The organism is Hyalangium ruber (assembly GCF_034259325.1).
In the GTDB taxonomy this organism is placed as follows: Bacteria; Myxococcota; Myxococcia; order Myxococcales; family Myxococcaceae; genus Hyalangium_A; species Hyalangium_A rubrum.
The window spans coordinates 166,623-186,494 of record NZ_JAXIVS010000005.1; the positions used below are offsets into that span (position 1 = coordinate 166,623).

The window sequence follows — 19,872 nt, forward strand, 5'->3', positions numbered from 1 at the left end:
CTTCGAGAGCCCTCGCCGGGGAGGGAGCGTGGGAGAGGGCCCTCGACAGGCTGTGCCTGCCTGCTTCCCAGTGCCCTGGGTGCGCTCCACCTTTCACCGAGGGCACCTCTGCCCACCAGCCGGAGTGGAAAGGTGATGAAACACCCTGCCTCGCCTCGAGTCGTCGCCGTCGTGGGCCCCCAGGGCGTGGGCAAGACGACGCTGCTCGAGTCCCTGCTGCGCGTCACGGGAGGAGGCCCCTTGCACGCCTCGGGGGGCAACGGCTCCGGGGCGGAGCACGCCATGACGATGGAGCTGGCGACCGCCACGGCGGAGTTCCTGGGGGAGCGCTGGACGTTCATCGACTGCCCGGGGACGCTCGAGTTCTCGCAGGAAGCGCGGCACGCGTTGATGGTCTGCGACGCGGCCCTGGTGGTGTGTGACACCGGACCGGAGCGTGCTGCGTCCCTGTCGCCGCTGTTCCACTTCCTCGATCGGCGCCGCATCCCCCACCTGCTCTTCCTCAACGCGCTCGACAAGAGCGGCGCGTCGGTGCGGGCCCAGCTCGAATCCCTGCAGGTCGTCTCCGCCCGGCCCCTGGTGCTGCGGGAGATCCCGCTGCGCGAGGGGGAGCGGATGGTGGGGGTCGTGGATCTCGTGAGCGAGCGCGCGTGGGGCATGAGCGGCGAACGGGAGGCGGCGCTCATTCCGCTGCCGGACTCCCACCGCCCGCTGGAGGAGGCCGCCCGGAGGCAGATGCTCGAACGGCTGGCGGACCAGGACGACACGCTGCTGGAGCAACTCCTGGAAGACATCGTCCCTCCCGCGGCGACGCTCTACGAGCAGCTGGCGCGGGCCCTGCGCGATGATCGGCTGGTACCCGTCTTCATCGGCTCGGCCGAACGAGGGCTGGGGCTGCTGAGGCTCCTGAAGGGACTGCGCCACGAGGTACCGGGCGTCGAGGAGACGCGCATCCGCCTGGGCATCACCGCCGAAGGACCGCCGCTGGCACAGGCCTTCAAGACGTTCCATCCGCCGCACGTGGGCAAGCACTCCCTGGTGCGCATCTGGAGAGGCTCGGTGGTGGATGGCCACCCGATGGGAGGCGGCCGCGTGGGCGGGGTGCTTCGGGTCCACGGCTTACGGCAGCAGCCGGTCGGCACGGCAACCGAGGGCGAGGTGGTGCTCCTGGGCCGCCTGGAGTCGGTTCGCACGGGAGATCTCGTGGAGGCCGACGGCGTGCGGCATCCCCAGGACTGGCCGGTGGCACCGCCCCCGGTACACCAGGTAGCGATCACCGCGGAGAAGCGCACCGATGACGTGAAGCTGCCCGGCGCGCTGGCCCGGCTCGTGGAGGAGGACCCTGCTCTCTCGGTGGATCAGGATCCGGACACGCAGCGGCTGCTGCTCGGAGGCCAGGGCGAGCTGCACTTGCGCATCGCCGTGGAGCACCTGAACAGCCGCCTGAGAGTGCCCGTGGTGGTGCGCCCAACGCCGGTGCCCTACCGGGAGACGATCCGCCACCGGGGGAGCCACCACGCGCGCCACAAGCGCCAGTCGGGTGGACACGGGCAGTTTGGCGACGTGGTGGTGGAGGTGCGTCCACTGCCGCGAGGCCAGGGCTTCACCTTCACCTCGGCCGTGGTGGGCGGAGCCGTGCCGCGACAGTACATCCCCGCCGTCGAGGAGGGAGTCCTGGAGGGGCTGCGGCGAGGCCCGCTGGGCTTCCCAGTGGTGGACGTGGCCGTCACCCTCACGGGAGGCACCTACCACTCGGTGGACAGCTCGGATCAGGCCTTCCGCACCGCCGCGCGCCTGGCCATGGCGGAGGCGCTGCCCAAGCTGGAGCCGGTCTTGCTGGAACCGATCCTCCGGGTGGAGATCTACGTGCCGCGCGACGCCATGCCACGCGCCCAGCGGCTCGTCACCGGCAGGCGCGGACAGATCCTCAGCTTCGAGCCCAACGTGGAGCTGCCAGGCTGGGACGTGCTCACAGCCTACATGCCCCAAGCGGAGCTTCGAGGGATCATCGTGGAGCTGCGCTCGGCCTCGGCGGGCCTCGGGTACTACGTGGCCCAGCACGATCACTACTCGGAACTCGTGGGCCGGCATGCCGAGCGCGTGGTGAGCCACCAGCCCTCGGCCGAGCGGTAGGCCTCAGTACGAGACCGTCAGCCCCCACAGGATGTCGGCGTGGTTCTCCTGCGCCACGCCGCCCTGCTCCCAGCCGAACTTCGAGCCGCGCCCGGTGAACGTGTCCTTCACGTTCGTGTACCGGAAGCGCGCCGAGTACCCCAAGGGGCCCCAGAAGTCGCCCGCCACGCCCAGCTCGGCGGACCAGCCCGCGCTGGACACCTGCTCGCCCAGCTCGCGAACCTCCAGCTCCAGCGCACCCTTGTCCTCCGTGAGGCTCTGGCCCGCCTGGGGGTTGAGGAAGAACTGTCCCCCACCCTCGATGCGCAGCCACCGCCGCAGCGGCACCGAGAACTCCAGCCCCACCGAGGGGTGCAGGCGGTGCGAGCCCGTCAACGGCGCGCGCGCCTCGTCGTCCACGTCGAAGGCCCGTCCCAACATGCCGCCCTTGAGACCCGCGAACCCCAGCCGGGGCGTCGATTCCGTGCCCATGTTGAAGTAGTAGCGGTACAGCAGCGAGGCCATGAGCATGGTGTCGGTGGCCACCACCGTCCGGGTCGGCGTCTCCCCCGTCTCGGTGGTCACCTTCACCCGCGTCTCCGAGTAGCCGCGCACGTAGCCCACGCCCAGGCCCAGGCCGCGCAGGAACTTGTTCTCCATGCGCCCCAGCGGCATCAACTCCAGCTGCCCCACCAGGCCGAGGTACGGCACGCCCGACTCGAAGTCGACCGTGTCCCCGACCTGCTGCTCCTCGGGCCGGCTGTCGAACGCGGCGCAGGACGAGACCCCCGGCCGCGCGCAGTACATGCGCCACGTGGTGGTGCCCCCCAGGAACAGGCGGAAGAGCGGCGGATACCGGTGGCGATCCTGGGCCTCCAGCTCGGCCCGGGTGGCGTACGGATCAATGGCGCTCGTGGAGGTGTGCGACTCGTCGTCGATGGGCGTGGGCGCCACCAGCGGCTCTGAAGGCTTGGGCGTGGCCACCGCCTCGGGAGGCTCGGCCGGCTTCGTCGGCGTCCCTTCCGGAGGCGGAGTCTGTGCCGGCGCCGGTGTCGCCTCGGGAGGAGGCGTGGACGGAGCCGTCGCCACGGGCGGAGGGGCCGACTCGGGCGGACGCGTCGCGGGCTCGGTGGGCTCCGCCGGGGGAGTCGCGGGCTCGGCAGGGGGAGGCTCCACCACCGGAGGCGGTGAAACGGCCGTGGTGGCCAGGCCCGCGGCCAGTCTTCGGGCATCGCTCGCCGACATGCGGCCCTTCTGGAGCTTCACGTCCTTGGTCCACAGCTCCTGGCCACGGGCGCCCAGCATGCGCACGACCAGGACACGCCCCGTCGCATTGGCGGTGACGACCGCGTCGACCTTGAGGCCTGGGGCGACGCTCGCCACCCCTTCCGAAGAGCGCATCTCCGCCCCGCGTACCCCCGCCTTGCCAGCGGCGGCCGTGTAGCGCTTGAGCGGTACGAGCTCGACCTGCTTCGTCTTCTTGAGCGCGGCCTCCACCTGGGTGCGCAGCGCGCCGCGACGGTCCCCCTCGAAGTCGAGGACCACCACCCGCGGCGGCTTCGCCTTCGCGTTCCGCTTCTGGGCCATCGCCACCTGGGAGGCCAGCACCAGGGCCAGGGCGAGGATCGCGCCCCACCCACTCATCCATCGTCCCGAAGCCATCATCTCACAGCGGAGGTTCACCCACCGCGTACGCGATGTCCACAACCACACGCATCAGGTCTCGACAGAGGATGCCGCCATGGGGGCCGGAGCCACGGCGGGCTCCACCACCGAGGGCTCGACCACGGGAGGGGCGACCAGGGCGGGCGTGGAGATGCCCAGGAAGTCCCGCCGGTAGATGCGCACCATGGCCATGAAGAAGGAGGCGATCAGCGGCCCCACCAGCATCCCCATCATCCCGAACACGGCCACCCCACCGAACATGGAGAGGAAGACGAGCAGCGGGTGCAGGGCCATACGAGAGCCGCACAGCTTGGGCCTCAGGACGTTGTCCGCCGAGCCCACCACGATGGCGCCCCAGGCCAGCAGGAAGAGCCCCTCGCTCGACTTGCCCGAGAGGATCAGCGCGATGCTGACGGGCACCCACACGAGGCCCGTGCCCACGACGGGCACCATCGCGGCGATGACCATGGCCGCGCCCCACACCCCCGCGTGGGGCACGCCGACCAGGAGCATGCCCACCAGACCGATGGCCCCCTGGGCGAGCGCGGTGAGGGTGTTGCCGTAGACGATGGCGTAGGCGACGTCGGTGAACTCACGCGCGAAGGAGTGGATGTAGCGCTTGTCGAGAGGAATGAGACGGGTGGCCTCCGCGAAGAGCCGGCGCCCGTCGAGGAAGAAGTAGTACATGGCCACCAACATCAGGAACAGGTTGATGACCAGCTCCGAGCCCACGCCGAGCACGTGGCGGATCACCGAGGCGCTCCCGGCCGCCGCCGACATCAGCGCGCGCTCGGCCTCGGTGTTCGCGGAGTCCACGCGCACATAGCGGCCGAAGCCGTTCGGCAGGAACGTGAGCGCCTGCTGCCGCAGGTCCACCCGGTCCAACACGTCCGGCAGGCCCGCGGCGAGCTGGAGCAGCTCACGGCCCACCATCCACCCCACGGCGGCCAGCGGCGCCAGGATGAGCAGGAAGACGGTCAACGTGCAGACGGCGGCGCACAGCGACTTTCGTCCCCTCAACTTCCGGCACAGGAAATCCTGGACCGGCATGAACAGGACGACGAGAAAGCCGCCCAGGAGCACTGGCATCACGAAAGGCAGCAGGATGCGAGAGAACAGCACCACCGCGAGGATGAACAACCCCGCGAACACATAATTGGACCACCGCTTCGATTCCGCCGCCGACACGCCCCACCACCCTTGCGCCCCACGGCCCCCACGCGCCGCAACCAACGTAGGAATGGCTCCCATCTCGGGGAAGTCCCGACACTCCACCAAGAGGTAACCGCAATGACTTCTGGACGTTTCTGCCTGATCGCCGTGACGCTGGCTGGCACCGCCGTGGCCCTGAGCCCTGGCTGTGGCGACAGCAATGTCGAGCCGTGTACAACCTGCCCCCCCATCGAGGGCCGCTACACGCTGGAGTTCGCGGAAGGGGCGCTGCCGGCCGAGTGCAACCCGCTGAGCATCGAGCTTCCCGAGGGGCCCCTGGAGGTGAACCGCGCCGGCAGCCAGCTCACGGGCACGGTGGACGGGGTGGCGCTGCAGGGCACCGTCTACCAGACCTATGACTTCAGCCTGGTGGGCGCCCGGACGCCGACGGACGGTGGCACCGAGACCTACAGCTTCAGCGGCCGCTACGTGCCCGCGCGGATGGATGGAGGCACGGGGCAGCTGACCGGCTCATTCAACGGCAACTACAGCCGCACCCTGCCGACGGGGGCGCAGCGCTGCGCGGTGGGCCGGGCCTACACGGCCACCCAACAATAGGGGGCGGCCGTGTGGAGGCCCCAGCGCGCTACTTCTTCTTGGTGCCCTCGGCCTTGGCGGCCGCCTTCTGCTTCTTCATGCGCTTCCGCCAGTGCTGCCGGTGCTTCATCTGCACGCGCCTGTGCTTGCTCTTGCTGCGGGCCATCGACTCACTCCTGTAGGAGAAAGGGAGAAAAGGGAGCGCTACGTATCAGAAGAACCCCCAGGAGCGGAACCCTCTGATTCATCCGGGGCCGGCCGGGTGGGATAAGGGATGCCCTCGGCCCCTCGGACGGCGGTCGGCATGGCCTCGGCCACCCGGACCTCGCCCTCCTTGTCCACGTCCGAGGGCCGCTCCTTCGAGGCAGGGGCGCTGCTCTGCTGGGGGCGCTTCTTCACCGCGGCGAAGATGGGGCGGCAGGCGTCCACGAAGCGCCGCACCTCGTCCAGAGGCAGGGCCGGGCAGAAATTGTCGTTCACGCCCTTCATGGGCTCGGCCATGCACATGGAGTTGAGGATGGCCTCCTCGGTGGCCTCCATCACCGCCTCGTAGAGGGGGTCCAGGCGCTGGTCCAGGAGGATCTTCAGCTTGTAGACCATCTTCTGGGTGCGCCGGGGGATGATGTTGGCGGTGGAGAAGCCGACGATGATCTCCCCCGAGCCGTGGGCCGCGTAGCTGCCCACCCGGCCGATGCCCAGGGACACGCGCTTGCACAGGCGGTTGATCTGGTGAGAGAGCAGCGGAGCGTCGGTGGCCACCACGGCGATGATGGAGCCGTAGGTCTGCCCGCGCCGGGGCACGTCCTTGAACTTCTCGGCCAGCACCTCGCCCACGGGCAGGCCGCCCACGCGCAGGTTGTGCATCTTGCCGAAGTTGGACATCACCAGGACACCGAGGGTGTAGCCACCCATGGCCTCGGGCAGCTTGCGCGAGGCGGTGCCGATGCCACCCTTGAAGTCGCAGGTGACCATGCCGGTGCCACCGCCCACGTTGCCCTCGGCGACGGGGCCGGACTTGGCGTTGTTGATGGCCTCGAGCACGTGCTGGGCGCGGACGTGCCGGCCGGAGATGTCATTGAGGTAGCTGTCGTCGCACTCCCCGACGATGGGGATGATGACGTCGTGCTCGTCGCCGATGCCGGGGTAGCGATCGACGAGGTAGCGGGCCACGCCGTCGGACACGGCACCCACGGCCATGGTGTTGGTGAGCATCATGGGGGTCTCGACGAGGCCCCACTCCATGAGCTGCGTCATGCCGGACACCTCTCCGGCGCCGTTGAGCACGAAGCCTCCGCCGTTCATCCGCTCCATAAAGATGTTGCCGTTGTTGGGCAGGATGGCGGTGACGCCGGTGCGTACGGGCCCGTGGCCGGGGCGCAGCGGGCCTTCGCCCTGGATGAGCGTGCAATGGCCGACGAGCACCCCGTCCACGTCGGTGATGGCGTTGTACTTGCCGGGCTTGAAGCGGCCGAGCGGCAGCCCCAGCTCCCGTGCGCGCACCCGCGGGGTGTTCAGTTCGAGGAGGCGTTGGTGCATAGAGGGCTCGGACGCTAGTCCAGCCCCGGGCGCGGTCAACCGTTCTGCGGGGGACGCCGGAGCCCGTCGAACAGCAGCCGGGTCTGGAAGAGGGCAAGTTCCTCGGGTTTGGGAGCCCCTGGGCGCTCGATTTTGCCGTCCACGAGCAGCGAGGCCAGGCCATGCACCTGAGCCCAGGCCATGAGGGCCAGCGGCAGGGGTTCACCCTCGCGCAGCTCGCCTGCCTGCTGTCCCTGGACGATGGACTGCATGAGCAGGCCGAAGGAATTGCCGCCCTCGGTCTCCATGCCCTCGTGCTTCATGGGGTGGGTGAAGTGGGGCCCGAACATCACGCGAAAGTGGGAGGGGTGCGCGACCGCGAACAGGACGTAGGCCACTCCACAAGCGGCCAGGCGCTCCAGGGGGCCAGTCTCTCGGGCCATGCGTTCGCTCATCTGCGAAGTCATCGTGCGAAAGCCCTCCTCGGCGACGGCGGCCAGGAGGGCTTCCTTGTCGGCGAAGTGCCGGTAGGGCGCCGCGTGCGTCACCCCGGCGCGCCGGGCCACCTCGCGCAGGGTGAGGGCGGCGAAGCCCTCCTCGGCGATGAGGGCCAGGGACGCGTCGATGAGCGCACGGCGCAGGTCCCCATGGTGGTAGGGCTTGGACTTCGAACGGGTCTTCCGGGTGGCCACTGACACTCCTCGTCTCCCCGAGGAAGGTAACCGGAGAGGCGAGAAGTAGCCAGTGTCAACTTCGGAGTCCCTGAGCGCCTGGGGCCTCAGCGGTTCGGTCCATCCTCCAGCGGGCCCTTGCCGTCATCGAGGATGCTCGGCTCTTCGCCGGGCCGACGCTGCTGCTCGAAGGGGCCCTCTCCGTCGTTGATGACCCCTTCTTTGCGCCCGATATCGGCGTCCCCATCGGGCTCCTGCCCCGAACCCCCGTAACCTTCACGGAAGCCTTCGGTCGCGTTGCGGGTGGCGTCCTTCACGTCCTCCACCGCCTCGCTGGTCTCCCTGCCAACGTCCCGGGCATCTTCGCGGAGCTGCGCCTGCTGACGCTCATCGCAGCCAACCACCCACCCCGCGGTGCTCAACAGGCCTACCGTCATGAGGGCCTTCCACGCGTGCCTTGCCATCCATGTCCCTCCAGGTCGTCGAATCGTTCTGGAGGGAAGCTAGGCATTCATTCCTGGACGGGTGAGCTTCTGAACGCTCTCTCGCTTGCTGTCCTGCCCAACGGGCTCGGCCGCTGATAGGGTGCGCGCCCCATGCCCAAGTCGCCCTCCCCCGTGTCCCTGTCGCAGTTCCTCGAGAAGGCCGAGCCGTTGAAGGTGTCGATCAACGGCCAGGAGATGCTCGCCGAAGTGAAGTCGTTCTCGACGGGTTCCTTCGGCTGGTACCTCAATGGCAAGACGGTCGTCACCATCGACGGCAAGCCCGTGTCGGTGCAGATCGGCATGAACATGACCGTCGTGGGCTCGAAGGAAGCCGAGCGCTGAGGCTCCGCGTAGCGGAGGCGATGACGTGGCGCAGCGCCCTGGGCTGGCTGGCGCTGCTCGTGCTGGTCACCGGCTGCACCACCAGTGGCGCCAGTGACGTTGTTGGCCTCTCCGACGGCCCCCTCCCCCAGGGAATGAACGAGGAGGTACTCGAGGCCGGTGCAGTCGCTGAAGCGACCCTGGCCCTGTCCCGCATGTGGACCGTGGCCAGCGGAGTGCGCTCCACGGGTTCGCGCCTGACCTTTTCCTTCTGGTCCGAGCGCAGCGCGCTCACCCTGATCGAATTCAAAGCGACTGGGCCCTCCGGGCCTCCCGGCAGCCCTGTCGATGACGAGGTCTTCCAACAAGAGTTGGCCGACGTGCTCACCCGCTTCGCGCAGCGACACACGGGGTTGGTGCATCTCACGCTGGAGCGCCAGGAGGCACGCTGGGCGGTTAGTTATTCCACTTCGCCCCAGCCCCGCCGCCCAGAGGGCAAGACGCTACAGGTGCGTCGCGCAGGACTAACCCCTTTCAGCAAAGTTGCCGAAGGTGCTGAGCGATGGCCATCGTTTCCGTGGAGGCAGAGCGATCAGGACTTGAACGCCTGCCCAGGGCGGGGGCTGAGCAAACCTGTCAGACATCAGACAGGTTGGGCGGAAGCGCCGCCGGGGCGGCCTCTAATGCAAGACCCGGAGCCAACTTTCCACTGCACAGCCTTCAGCACCTGGCGGAAGCGCCTGAGCGGCGATGCACACGAGAGGAGGCGGTCCTCTCTCGGGAACTGGGTCTTCACTCACTTACCTGAAGGGGATTAGAGCGCCGATGATCCCCCCTCTGTCATTGCCTGGATTGGACCGCTTGATGGAGTCCTGCCGGAAGTTGGGGCTCCGCCTGACGACCGGCTCACCGCTCCAGGTCCTGGTGAAAGCCGGAACGCTCATGGAAGGACTGCCTTTCGACCCGGTGCTCGCCGTCTATGCCCGGCTAGGGTTCGCCGCGTTCGCAACGGACGTGGCAGGTATCGCCCTCCACCCGCTCTCGGAGCACGACCGCCAGTTGGAGGAGCAGAATCGATGGTGGCAGCAGAGCTATCAGCAGCATCTCCCGCTCCCCACATTCGTCTTCGCGGGAGAGCCACACCTGGCCTACCACTACGCCACGGTGCCCTCCTTGGCACATGCCCAAGGACGACAGCCCGTGATCTGGGTGGATGTCCATGAAGAGCCCTACGCGATACCGGTTGCCTCCGACGCTGACCAGCTCTTCGCGGCCTACTCCCACTACCTGGACGCTTTGCGCTCTCTCCCCGATGGGAAGGAGGAAGGTGCCGCCCTCCTCGCTTTCCCTTTGGGGAGTGCGAACATCATCAGCCGGGACACGCGCCTGATGGAATGTTTCCGAAGTGGCCTCCTCGCTCCGTTCACGCACAGCGCTGAGCAACAAGAATGGGCGCACAATCTCATGACCACGTCCACCGAACTGCGGAAATAGCGCCAGAGCGCTAGGGCTGCTCCGAGGTAGCGGGTCTCGGCGCCGAGAAACTCGGCGCGTAACACACGCTCTTCCACTCGTAGCTGTCATCGCCACAGGGCGGCTCGATATCGCGTATGGGAATCCAGCAGCCTCCCCGGATCTCCACCTCGTAACGCACCTGGCAAGGCGCTCGGCGTTGCCCCTTGAAGAGCTTGCCAGGCATGTCCAGTTCGAAGCCTCGCCTGTCAACCGGCGCTGCTATCGCCATGGGGGCAGTCAAAACTTCCTGTCCCAGGCCTGAAGTGCCTCCATCCTCCGCGCCACCATCCCGCGAGACGTCTCGTGCGCTCGCGGATGCGCCGCTCCCTTGCGCGTGCTCCGCCCAGTCTGTCTTCAACGTGAAAAGAAGGCCCGTTGCGACCGCGCCTCCCAAAGAGAGCCATCGAAGTGTCTGCTCGCGGAGATGCTCACGTTCTCCATGAGCACTGACACGAATACGTTGCTTTGCCTTCACCCGCTCGGCTTCAACTTTCGCGGAGGCATCCGCCTGCTCTGCCTGGCTCACGATGGTCAGGTCACGTCGGCGTGGGCGGTGGCCTAGAAGTTCCGCCAGGAATAGGTCTTCTCGCGGCCAGGCAGCACGCTCCAGTTCCTCCCACTCGAACAAAGGGATGTCCGCCTCGGCCCCTGCGCTCAGCGCCGCATGCTCCAACGCTTCAGCTGTCCGCCGGGCATTTCCTTTGAAGCGTTCCTCTGGCTGAGAGAGCAGCCGAAGAATGATCGCGTCCAGTTTCGGGCTTACACGGGCATTGAGCGCCCGCGGGGGCCGAGGGCCCAGCCCACCTCTTCGCCATACCTCTGCCCCTTCCTCGCTCGGCTCGGTAGGCGGCGGGTACTCGTCCGTCACCAATCGGTACGCCATCACACCCAACGCGAACAGGTCATCGCACGCACTGCCACGGTAGTGCTCGCTGGGGTGGAAGCAGAACAGACGTTGAAACGCCCACGCCTCGGGGCTCCGGTAGCGCGGCGTGCCCGGGGGCAAGGGCTGCGAGGTGATCGTTCCCGCTCCCCGGTATGTGCCGGCCCCGAAGTCGGTAAGGACAGCGCGCTCCTCAGCCTGCCACACCAGCACGTTGTCTCCCTTGACGTCCCGGTGTACCCCACCCGCCGCATGTGTGACCTCCAGCGCCCGCGCCACCTGGGCCAGCCGCCGCAGCACCTGGCGCGAGGTGGGGTTGCGCTGGCTCGACCACGCGTACAGCGACTCGCCCTCCACCCACTGCATCACCAGATACGGAAAGGCGCCCGCGCGGTGCTCCCACACCCCCTGCCCCTCCAAGCGCGGCACGTTCGGGTGCCGGATGCGCGACAGCAGCGCCGCTTCCCGCTTGAAGCGCTCATCCTCGGCATAGAGCGCCAGCTTCAGGGCATACGGCCCCTCCTCCGCGTGCCCCTCGCGCTCGACCTGGTAGACGGTTCCGTAGGTGCCTCGTCCACACCAGCCCTTGACCCGCCATGGCCCCACCCGGGTCCCCGGAGGCAAGGAGGCCGGATCCATCTCCAACAGGGGGCGCTTCGTTCCCATGAGCATCCTCTCGACACGGGGCAAGCGCGCCCCTCTGCCGAGCACCCTACCTCAGAGGTGGTCCATCCAGCACCCTCCCTGTACGGTTCTAATGTTGCTGACCCGTCGGCTGCGAGTCCTGCATGAGCTCTGTACGGCGGCGCCTCCAGCCGCTGCGGCACCGCCTCCCTTGCGCTGGGATGCCCCACCTTCCGCCACAGGCACACACACACAACCGGTGAAGGCGAAAATCGTCAGGCCGAGATTGAATATTCGCACGGGGGCCGACTTCTAGCCTGGGGTCCACACACTCCCCCGCCTTGGAGGCCCCCTCGATGCGTTCCCTGTTGATGGCTCTGGCCCTCGTGCTGCTCTCCGCTCCTACGCTCAGCCATGCCGCCTCCCTTCGCTGCGGCACCGGGCTCGTCGCGGACGGCGCCTCCAAGACCGATGTCCTCATGAAGTGCGGCGAGCCCATCGCCAAGGACTCCCGCACCGAACGGACCGAGGTGAAGACACGGGACGAGGACAGCGACTCCTCGACGAAGCAGATCACCGAGACACATATCGAGGAGTGGACATACAACTTCGGCCCCACCAAGTTCATGCAGGTGGTGGTGTTCAAAAATGGCTTGCTCGTGGAAGTGCGGAGCGCGAACCGCGGCCACTGACGCCACCCCGAAACTCTCGTGGCAGTGGAATTGTCTCCCAAAGACAGACACTTCATACAGTCCGAGTCGAAGTCTGCATCGCCATGGCCTCACCATGTCTGGCCATGTCTTTCTTCCAGCAGCCAAGGTGCCGGAGCGTGGGGAAAAAGCCTCCGTTCCCAAGCTTTGAGAAAGGCGTTACTACTGCCCGATAAATGATCTCCCGGAGGTGAGGGAATGCACCGGCTACCCCTTGTTGGTCGCGGTGGTTGCTCTGTGAGCAGCAATCCCTCTCTCGGGAGATGGCAGGTCTGGCCATTCCTGGTGGCCCTCTCGCTGATGGCCTGCCAGAGCCAATCCCCTGCTCCGGAAGGAGGAATCGGCGATGGCCTCCAACCCCCTCCGAACGCGCCCTTCACCGCGCAGCTCATCCGCCGGCTCAACCGGACGGAGTACCTGAACACGGTGCGGGAGTTGCTGGGGCCCACCGCCTCTACCTCGCAGGTGCTCCCCGCGGATGATCAAGTGGGCGGCTACGACAACAACGCCCAGGTACTGAGCCTCAGCCCGTTGCTGCTGGAGAAGTACGCACTGGCGGCGGAAGAGCTGGTGGCGTCCGCGCTGGCTCCCACCAATTCACAAGGCCGGGCGAGGCTCCTCACCTGTGACTTCTCTGGAGCGAACGAGGAGCCCTGCGCGAAGCAGATCCTCGCGCGCTTCGGGAGCCAGGCGTGGCGCCGCCCTCTGTCCGCCGAAGACGTAAGCGCGCTGCTGGCGCGAGTGAAGGCGAGCCGCACTGCGGGGGACACCTTCGAGGTAGCGCTGGGAGTAGGACTCCAATCCATCCTGGTCTCGCCGCACTTCCTCTTCCGAGTGGAGCTGGATCCATCGCCAGACGCGCTGGAGCCGCACCCGCTCAATGACTTCGAGCTGGCCACGCGGCTGTCCTACTTCCTGTGGAGCGGGCCACCGGACGAGGCGCTGCTGGCGGCGGCGGCGGCCGGCACGCTGAAGCAGGAAGCGGAGCTGGAGCAGCAGGTGCGCCGAATGCTGGCGGACCCGCGAGCCCAGGCGCTGGTGGACAACTTCGCCGGCCAGTGGCTGCGCACGCGCCAGCTCGCGCTGGCCCAACCCTCTCCCTCGCAGTTCCCCACCTACGCCTCGGGCCAGTTGGCCCAGGCCATGGCCATGGAGACGGCGCTCGTGTTCCGCGAGCTGCTGCAGAGCGATCGCAGCGTACTGGACCTGGTGGACGCGGACTTCACCTACGTGAACGCGGCGCTGGCGACCCACTATGGCCTGCCGGGCAGCTTCGATCCGGACCCGACCCGCTTCACGCGTGTGACGCTGTCGCCCCAGAGCAGCCGCCGCGGAATCCTCACCCACGGCAGCATCCTCACCTTGAACGCGACGCCCACGCGCAACTCCACGGTGAAGCGCGGCAAGTGGGTGCTGGGACGGCTGCTGTGCCAGGAGCCCCCTCCCCCGCCGGCGAACGTGCCGCAACTGCCCTCCAGCAGCCCCACCGCCGGCTCGCTGCGTCAGCGCATGGAACAGCACGTTAGCGATCCGGCGTGCTCCGGCTGCCACCAGAAGATGGATCCCATCGGCTTCGCCCTCGAGCACTACGACGCCATCGGCGCCTGGCGGGCGACGGACGGGCAGTACACCATCGACGCACGGGGCACGTTCCCGGACGGCCGCACGTTCGACGGAGCCCTGGAGATGGCCACCGTGCTCAAGAACGATCCGGATCTGCCCTCCTGCGTGGTGCGCCACGTCTTCACCTACGCCATGGGCCGCACACCCGAGTGGAGCGACGAGCTGGCCATCGCCCAGCTCACCCAGACCTTCCAGGCCCGGGGCCACCGGATGAAGGAATTGCTCGTCCAGGTCGTGCTCAGTCCCCCGTTCCGGATGCGCCGCGCGCAGGAGGCTCAGCCATGAAGAAGCCTTGGGAGCTGTCTCGCCGTACCTTCCTGCGGGGCGCGGGCACACTGCTGGGACTGCCGGTGCTGGAGGCCATGGTCCCGTCCATCGCACGGGCCCAGGCCTCGGGAGCGCTGCCACCTCGGCGGATGATGGCCTTCTACGTCCCCAACGGCATGTACCCGCCGGAGTGGTACCCCACGAACACCGGGGCGGACTACACGCTCAGCCCGCTGCTCTCGCCGCTGGCGGCCTTCAAGAGCGACATGCTCGTGCTCTCCGGGTTGGGCAACAAGCCGAGCCACTACTCCTCCAACGTGGACGTGGGCCACGTGGCCTCCACCGCCACCTTCCTCACCGCCGTGCCGGCGGGTGATGCTCCCGTGCGCAACGGCATCTCCCTGGACCAGTTCGCCGCGAACCAGCTCAAGGCGCATACGCGCTTTCCTTCCCTGGAGCTCGGCACGCGCGGCGGCACCTCGGACGTGCTGCACAACAACATCTCCTGGACCGCCAATGGCACGCCGATGCCCAAGGAGACCCGGCCCGATCACCTGTTCGACCGGCTGTTCGAAGGCATGGATCCCAACCAGAGCGCCCAGGAGGCCGAGGCCCGACGTCGGCGGCGCCTGAGTGTCCTCGACTCCGCGCGCGAGGACACCACCCGGCTCCAGTCGAAGCTCGGGCAGCAGGATCGGCTCCGCATGGAGGAGTATCTGACGGGAGTGCGCGAGCTGGAGGTGCGCCTGCAGCAGACGCGGCCCTCGCAGTGCAGCCCTGGCGCCCGGCCCTCGGAGCCCACGGACGTGCGTCAACAGGTGCGCCTGCTGCTGGACGTGATGGTGCTCGCGTTCCAGTGCGATCTGACCCGCGTGGCCACCTTCATGTACGGCGAGGCGGTGGACGACTCCAGCTACAACTTCCTGTCCATCCCCGATGGCCGAGGAGGTTCCATCCCCATCAGCCAGGGCCACCACACCCTCAGCCATGACATCAGTGCGGGCTCGCAGAGCCAGCGCATGTACAGCGCCATCTGCAAGTGGGAGGTGGAGCAGTTCGCCTACCTGCTCTCGAAGATGAAGGCCGTGCAGGAGCCCGACGGCACCCTGCTCGACAACTCGGTGGTGCTGTTCGGCAGCAACATCGGCGAGGCCCAGGTCCACGACACCCTGAACATGCCCGTGGTGCTGGCGGGCCGAGGCGGAGGGAAGGTCCGTCCGGGGCGCCACATCCTCTACAAGAACCCCAACGATCTCACCCCGGGCGTCCCCGTGGCCCGCCTGTTCTTGTCGATGCTCCAGGCGGTGGGCGTGACCGCCACGAGCTTCGGCTCGGACGGCACCGCCCCCTTGCTGGAGCTCACCTGAGCCTCAGGCCGGCGCTGGAGCCCGAGGCATGACCGCCTGGACGATCAGGCCCAGGACGACCACCAGCGTGCAGCCGATCACGTTGAACCAGAGGTAGCCGATCTGGGTGAACAGGAAGAGGGCTATCACCGTCGACTGCGAGATGAGCGCGGCGATGAAGACGGCGTGCCCCTGGACGCGCTTGACGAAGAAGGCCACCAGGAAGAGGCCCAGCACGGTCCCGTAGAAGATCGACCCCAGGATGTTGACCGCCTGGATGAGGTTGTCGAGCAGCGACGCGAAGCTCGCGAAGGCGATGGCCACCACGCCCCAGAGGATCGTGAAGAGCTTCGAGGCAACGAGCACCTGGTGATCCGACGCATCCCGGCGGATGACGCGCCGGTAGAAGTCGACCGTGGTCGTCGCCCCCAGGGCGTTCAGCTCGCTGGCGATCGAGCTCATGGCCGCCGCCAGGATGACAGCGATGAGGAGCCCGAAGAGGCCGCTCGGCAGCCAGTTCTTCACGAACGTGATGAAGATGTAGTCCGAGTCCTTGGTCTCCGCTCCCGGCAGCGCCCGGGAGACCACCGCCTTGGCCTCCTTGCGAAGGGTGTCAGCCGTTCGCGCGCCCTCCTTCAGGCGCTCGCGCGAGGTGGCTGCGGTGGCGCTGTCGCCCGCCTCCTGTGCGGCCAGGTAGCGCTCCAGCTCCGCGCGCTTGTCGGCCTGCACCTGCTCCCACTTCGCCTCGACCGCGGAGAACTCCCCGGCCTGCTGGGTCGCCTGGACCCGCGTGCGCAGGGACTCGTTGAAGAGCAGCGGCGGCGTGGAGAATTGGTAGAAGACGAAGACCAGGATCCCCACGAAGAGGATCAGGAACTGCATCGGGATCTTCAGCACGCCGTTGAACAGCAGCCCCAGGCGGCTCTCGGTGATGGAGCGGCCCGTCAGGTAGCGGCCCACCTGGGACTGGTCGGTCCCGAAGTACGACAGCGCCAGGAACAGCCCGCCGGTCATGCCCGACCAGAAGTTGTACCGATCCTGGAAGCTGAGGTCGAAGCTGACCACGTTCATGCGGCCGAACGCGCCCGCCACATCCACGGCGCGCCCCAGAGACACCTGCTCGGGCAGCCGCCAGATGATGACGATGGCCGCCACGGCCATGCCCCCGAGCATGATCACCATCTGCTGCTTCTGGGTCTGGCTGACGGCCTTGGAACCTCCCGTCACCGTATAGAGGATGACGAGACTGCCCATGACCACGATGGTCGGCTCGAGCGGCCACCCTAGGAGCGTCGAGAGGATGATGGCCGGAGCGTAGATGGTGATGCCGGAGGCCAGCCCGCGCTGGATCAGGAAGAGGAAGGCGCCCAGCAGGCGCGTCTTCATGTCGAAGCGCGACTCCAGGTACTCGTAGGCCGTGAGGACCTTCAGCCGGAAATAGATGGGGATGAAGACGGCGCTGATGATGACCATCGCCAGCGGCTGGCCGAAGTAGAACTGCACGAAGCGCATGCCGTCTTCGTAGGCCTGGCCCGGCACGGACAGGAACGTGATGGCGCTGGCCTGCGTGGCCATGACGGACAGACCAATCGTGGTCCACCGCATCTCGTTGCCGCCACGCAGGTACTCATCCGTGGTGCGCGCGCCGCGCGTCTTCCACATGCCCCAGATGACGATGAATGCCGTCGTCCCGACGAGGACCAACCAGTCGAGCAGTGTCACGCGTAGGCCCGGGTAAGCGCCCAGAACAGGGCGACGAGCAGAGCAAGAGTGCCCAGCACGAAGAGGTAGATGTTGCGCCAGGAGCCCAACACGGGCGGCGCGTCGTCGAGTTCAGGGCGCCGCTCGGGTGTGGAGGGCCCCCCGGGTCCAGGGGACTTCGGCTCGGTGCTCATTGGGCCAGGAGATTCGCGAGCAGGCGGTACGCGCCCGGCACGCCGGAAGGAAGCTGTCGGAAGAACGCGATGCCCGTGTACACGAAGGCGCCTTTGCCGTGGCGGGCCACCAGCAGCCCTCCCTTCAGCGACTCCTCGCCGGGATCGTTCATCGCGAATACGGGCCGGTAGTGGTCATCCCACTTCGAGGCGAAGTAGAGGCCCCGCTCCTGCACCCAGCCCTCGAAGTCCGCGGGCGTGAGGCGATTGGGCGTGCTCAGGAGCGGATCGTTCGGAGTGATGGGCGTCATCGCCGCCGTCTCGTCCGTCACCCGGTCCCGGCTGATCTCCAGCGGGTACGGGCCCACGAAGGCGGGCAGCGGACCCACTCGGCTGTTGGTGTTGTACTGCACGATGAGCCGGCCCCCCTTCTCCACGTACTTCAGGAGCCGCTCCCGATGCACCGCGAGGCGCGGGTTGGCGTTGAAGGCGCGCACTCCCACCAGGATGGCCTCGAAGCGCTCCAATTGCTCGCCGGCCAGGCGCTCCTCGGGGAGCAGCGTCACCTCGTACCCGACGGCCGCGAGGCTCTCGGCCACCCGGTCTCCTGGCCCGGGGATGTAACCGAGCCGCTTCACCTTCGGAGTCAGGGCAAAGGGCACCAGGGACGCCTCGGAGGGCTGACGCACCGTCTGCGGCGGGATGTGCTCGTGGTTCACGCTCCGCACCTTCCACGACTCAGTGCGGCCCCCGCTCTCGACGACGACACGCAGCCGGCCTCGCTCGCTCGTACCCTTGGGCGGGAGGATGCGGAACGGGACGGTGCGCTCCTCTCCGCGCGCCGCGAGCTGGAAAGGCGCCTCCGCCGGCTCGACGCGCCAGCCCGACGGCACCTCGAGTCGGACCTTGCCCGCCGCATCGGCCCTGCCCGCGACCAGCGTTACCGAGACGGACTGGGTCGCGCTGTTGGGGAACATGATGACGTCTCGGTCCAGCGTGGCCGTGACGGCCGGCGCGATCTCGAAGGCCCGGTAGAGCTCGCCTCGCACCGGATCGGTCCACACGTAGACCACCGGCCGCACCGCCGTGAAGCGCTTGCCTCCAACCTCGTAGACGAACGTCACCGCCATCGCCGGATCGCCTTCCGGACGACCGATGAGCGCGCGGTCCGGCACCTCATAGAGCCCCCCGGCGGCGTGCTGGCGGAGCCAGTAGGGCGTCGAGATCGCGGCTTCCGCGGCGAGCGTCACCGGCTTGGAGAGCTTGAACGGCGTGTGCTCGGCCAGCTCGCTGCCCACCGCCACCACCTCGCCTCCTGGCAGCGTCGCGCTCACCAGCCGGAGCGCGGCGGGCGAGCGGTTCAGCGCCATCAGGTTCAACGTCACCTGAGCGCCGGGCACGGCCGTTGTCTCCGCCGCGCGCGCCTCCAGGAACAGGCCCGCGCACGCGGCCACGAGCGCCTCCGTCTCACGCAGCTTGGCCGCCTTCCACGGGTTGTCCTCGGGCAGGGCCGAGATCGCCTCATGCACCTTCAACAGCGCGGGAATGCTGCGGTGCGGCGCGCGCGGATCGAACCCCTTCGTCGCCTCGTCCACGACCCGGGCCACCGCCTCGGTGCCGCCCCACCGCCGCCACGTGAAGTCGAGCCCCTCGAAGAGGTCCGCCTTCGGGCGCGTCCCGGACAGCGGGGTGAAGTACTCCATCAGCGGCCCACGCTCGGCGGGCACTCCGAAACCCTGGCTCTTGTGCTGGCTGCGACTCTCCGAGGAGATCTCGCCCCAGGAACGCCCCAGGAGCGGATTGAAGCCCCCCACATCGAGCTTCAGGTACGCGGACAGGTCCGAGTTCGGCGGCATGTTCCAGGTCGAGACGTTGTGCAGCAGCCGATCGGCCTTCCACGGCTTGAGCGCTCCCAGCTGCTCCGGGAAGCGCTTGGGATCGGCCGCGGCCGCGAAGGCCTCCTCGGCCAGCAGCGCCGAGGCGGTGTGGTGGCCGTGGTTCGGCGGCTTCGTGGTGAAGCGCGTGACGATCACGTCCGGCCGGAAGCGTCGGATGGCGAGCACCACATCCGCCAGCACCTCCTCGCGCCCCCAGATGCGCAGCGTCTCGTCCGCGCTCTTCGAGTAGCCGAAGTCCCGCGCGCGCGTGAAGAGCTGCTCGGCGCCATCGACGCGCCGCGCCGCGAGCAGTTCCTGTGTGCGAATGAGCCCCAGCAGCTCGTCCTGCTCCGTCCCGATGAGGTTCTGGCCTCCGTCGCCCCGCGTCATCGACAGGTAGCCGGCGCGCAGGCCCCGCTCACCGACCATCCATGCCAGGAACCGCGTGTTCTCGTCATCGGGGTGCGCCGCCACGTACAGCACACTCCCCACCACACCGAGGCGCCGGATGCCCGCCGCGAGCTCACCCGCGTGGGGTTGGCGGGGCGTCTGCGCGAGGGCCGTCGACCAGACTCCAAGGCTCATGGCCAGCGTCGTTCCAAGAATGAGCAGGTTCCGCATTCGAGCGAACCTCA

The 19,872-nt window shown here is 68.0% G+C and carries 17 protein-coding genes; 7 read left to right on the forward strand and 10 right to left on the reverse strand.

What is annotated here, in order from left to right; translation table 11 throughout:
- The first annotated feature begins 135 nt into the window (after window positions 1-135).
- On the forward strand, window positions 136-2,133 hold the full coding sequence (locus SYV04_RS16315; protein WP_321546710.1) for an elongation factor G: 1,998 nt from the start codon (window positions 136-138) through the stop codon (window positions 2,131-2,133).
- A 3-nt stretch (window positions 2,134-2,136) separates the two neighbouring features.
- Here SYV04_RS16315 and SYV04_RS16320 read toward each other — a convergent pair whose 3' ends face one another.
- A complete protein-coding gene (locus SYV04_RS16320) occupies window positions 2,137-3,756 on the reverse strand; it encodes a hypothetical protein (RefSeq protein ID WP_321546711.1) in 1,620 nt (539 codons plus the stop codon).
- 72 nt (window positions 3,757-3,828) lie between these two features.
- Window positions 3,829-4,965 (reverse strand): AI-2E family transporter, encoded by a 1,137-nt coding sequence (locus tag SYV04_RS16325; RefSeq protein ID WP_321546712.1) that lies wholly within the window; start codon window positions 4,963-4,965, stop codon window positions 3,829-3,831.
- 102 nt (window positions 4,966-5,067) lie between these two features.
- On the opposite strand from SYV04_RS16325, the gene SYV04_RS16330 reads away from it, so the two are divergent.
- The gene (locus tag SYV04_RS16330) at window positions 5,068-5,547 is read left to right on the forward strand and encodes a hypothetical protein (protein ID WP_321546713.1); all 480 of its coding nucleotides are present in this window, start codon (window positions 5,068-5,070) and stop codon (window positions 5,545-5,547) included.
- A gap of 28 nt (window positions 5,548-5,575) precedes the next feature.
- Here SYV04_RS16330 and SYV04_RS16335 read toward each other — a convergent pair whose 3' ends face one another.
- The 4 genes from SYV04_RS16335 to SYV04_RS16350 form a co-directional block, all read right to left on the reverse strand.
- Window positions 5,576-5,692 (reverse strand): aminopeptidase, encoded by a 117-nt coding sequence (locus tag SYV04_RS16335; RefSeq protein ID WP_321546714.1) that lies wholly within the window; start codon window positions 5,690-5,692, stop codon window positions 5,576-5,578.
- Window positions 5,693-5,730: 38 nt separating this feature from the next.
- Entirely contained in the window at window positions 5,731-7,062 is a 1,332-nt protein-coding gene (locus tag SYV04_RS16340) for a DmpA family aminopeptidase (RefSeq protein ID WP_321546715.1), read from the reverse strand.
- Window positions 7,063-7,097: 35 nt separating this feature from the next.
- The gene (locus SYV04_RS16345) at window positions 7,098-7,733 is read right to left on the reverse strand and encodes a TetR/AcrR family transcriptional regulator (RefSeq protein ID WP_321546716.1); all 636 of its coding nucleotides are present in this window, start codon (window positions 7,731-7,733) and stop codon (window positions 7,098-7,100) included.
- An 86-nt stretch (window positions 7,734-7,819) separates the two neighbouring features.
- Window positions 7,820-8,176 (reverse strand): hypothetical protein, encoded by a 357-nt coding sequence (locus tag SYV04_RS16350; protein ID WP_321546717.1) that lies wholly within the window; start codon window positions 8,174-8,176, stop codon window positions 7,820-7,822.
- Between the two features lie 132 nt (window positions 8,177-8,308).
- On the opposite strand from SYV04_RS16350, the gene SYV04_RS16355 reads away from it, so the two are divergent.
- Together SYV04_RS16355 and SYV04_RS16360 are read left to right on the forward strand one after the other, a co-directional pair.
- Window positions 8,309-8,539 (forward strand): hypothetical protein, encoded by a 231-nt coding sequence (locus SYV04_RS16355; RefSeq protein WP_321546718.1) that lies wholly within the window; start codon window positions 8,309-8,311, stop codon window positions 8,537-8,539.
- A gap of 921 nt (window positions 8,540-9,460) precedes the next feature.
- Window positions 9,461-10,012 (forward strand): hypothetical protein, encoded by a 552-nt coding sequence (locus tag SYV04_RS16360; RefSeq protein ID WP_321546719.1) that lies wholly within the window; start codon window positions 9,461-9,463, stop codon window positions 10,010-10,012.
- 10 nt (window positions 10,013-10,022) lie between these two features.
- Here the strand turns inward: SYV04_RS16360 and SYV04_RS16365 are convergent, their stop codons facing one another.
- A complete protein-coding gene (locus SYV04_RS16365; protein WP_321546720.1) occupies window positions 10,023-11,582 on the reverse strand; it encodes a serine/threonine protein kinase in 1,560 nt (519 codons plus the stop codon).
- 314 nt (window positions 11,583-11,896) lie between these two features.
- On the opposite strand from SYV04_RS16365, the gene SYV04_RS16370 reads away from it, so the two are divergent.
- From SYV04_RS16370 to SYV04_RS16380, 3 genes are all read left to right on the forward strand, one after another.
- On the forward strand, window positions 11,897-12,232 hold the full coding sequence (locus SYV04_RS16370; protein WP_321546721.1) for a DUF2845 domain-containing protein: 336 nt from the start codon (window positions 11,897-11,899) through the stop codon (window positions 12,230-12,232).
- A gap of 303 nt (window positions 12,233-12,535) precedes the next feature.
- On the forward strand, window positions 12,536-14,158 hold the full coding sequence (locus SYV04_RS16375; protein ID WP_321546722.1) for a DUF1592 domain-containing protein: 1,623 nt from the start codon (window positions 12,536-12,538) through the stop codon (window positions 14,156-14,158).
- Window positions 14,155-15,507 carry a DUF1552 domain-containing protein gene (locus tag SYV04_RS16380; RefSeq protein ID WP_321546723.1) on the forward strand — a complete coding sequence of 451 codons (1,353 nt, stop codon included), beginning with the start codon at window positions 14,155-14,157 and terminating at the stop codon, window positions 15,505-15,507. The genes SYV04_RS16375 and SYV04_RS16380 overlap by 4 nt, the downstream gene beginning before the upstream one ends.
- 3 nt (window positions 15,508-15,510) lie before the next feature.
- Here SYV04_RS16380 and SYV04_RS16385 read toward each other — a convergent pair whose 3' ends face one another.
- From SYV04_RS16385 to SYV04_RS16395, 3 genes are read right to left on the reverse strand one after another with little or no spacing between them, the layout of a single operon-like run.
- A complete protein-coding gene (locus SYV04_RS16385; RefSeq protein ID WP_321546724.1) occupies window positions 15,511-17,208 on the reverse strand; it encodes a sodium:solute symporter family protein in 1,698 nt (565 codons plus the stop codon).
- Window positions 17,205-17,381 (reverse strand): hypothetical protein, encoded by a 177-nt coding sequence (locus tag SYV04_RS16390; protein WP_321546725.1) that lies wholly within the window; start codon window positions 17,379-17,381, stop codon window positions 17,205-17,207. Before SYV04_RS16390 ends, SYV04_RS16385 begins: the two co-directional genes overlap by 4 nt.
- Window positions 17,378-19,858 (reverse strand): PIG-L family deacetylase, encoded by a 2,481-nt coding sequence (locus SYV04_RS16395; protein ID WP_321546726.1) that lies wholly within the window; start codon window positions 19,856-19,858, stop codon window positions 17,378-17,380. Before SYV04_RS16395 ends, SYV04_RS16390 begins: the two co-directional genes overlap by 4 nt.
- Between the last annotated feature and the right edge of the window lie 14 nt (window positions 19,859-19,872).

Excerpts from the sequence above, each read along its gene's own strand:
- SYV04_RS16315 (WP_321546710.1), top strand. The coding sequence starts at position 136 with ATGAAACACCCTGCCTCGCCTCGAGTCGTCGCCGTCGTGGGCCCCCAG.
- SYV04_RS16320 (WP_321546711.1), bottom strand. The coding sequence starts at position 3,756 with ATGAGTGGGTGGGGCGCGATCCTCGCCCTGGCCCTGGTGCTGGCCTCC.
- SYV04_RS16330 (WP_321546713.1), top strand. The coding sequence starts at position 5,068 with ATGACTTCTGGACGTTTCTGCCTGATCGCCGTGACGCTGGCTGGCACC.
- SYV04_RS16335 (WP_321546714.1), bottom strand. The coding sequence starts at position 5,692 with ATGGCCCGCAGCAAGAGCAAGCACAGGCGCGTGCAGATGAAGCACCGG.
- SYV04_RS16340 (WP_321546715.1), bottom strand. The coding sequence starts at position 7,062 with ATGCACCAACGCCTCCTCGAACTGAACACCCCGCGGGTGCGCGCACGG.
- SYV04_RS16350 (WP_321546717.1), bottom strand. The coding sequence starts at position 8,176 with ATGGCAAGGCACGCGTGGAAGGCCCTCATGACGGTAGGCCTGTTGAGC.
- SYV04_RS16355 (WP_321546718.1), top strand. The coding sequence starts at position 8,309 with ATGCCCAAGTCGCCCTCCCCCGTGTCCCTGTCGCAGTTCCTCGAGAAG.
- SYV04_RS16360 (WP_321546719.1), top strand. The coding sequence starts at position 9,461 with ATGGAAGGACTGCCTTTCGACCCGGTGCTCGCCGTCTATGCCCGGCTA.
- SYV04_RS16365 (WP_321546720.1), bottom strand. The coding sequence starts at position 11,582 with ATGGGAACGAAGCGCCCCCTGTTGGAGATGGATCCGGCCTCCTTGCCT.
- SYV04_RS16370 (WP_321546721.1), top strand. The coding sequence starts at position 11,897 with ATGCGTTCCCTGTTGATGGCTCTGGCCCTCGTGCTGCTCTCCGCTCCT.
- SYV04_RS16380 (WP_321546723.1), top strand. The coding sequence starts at position 14,155 with ATGAAGAAGCCTTGGGAGCTGTCTCGCCGTACCTTCCTGCGGGGCGCG.
- SYV04_RS16390 (WP_321546725.1), bottom strand. The coding sequence starts at position 17,381 with ATGAGCACCGAGCCGAAGTCCCCTGGACCCGGGGGGCCCTCCACACCC.
- SYV04_RS16395 (WP_321546726.1), bottom strand. The coding sequence starts at position 19,858 with ATGCGGAACCTGCTCATTCTTGGAACGACGCTGGCCATGAGCCTTGGA.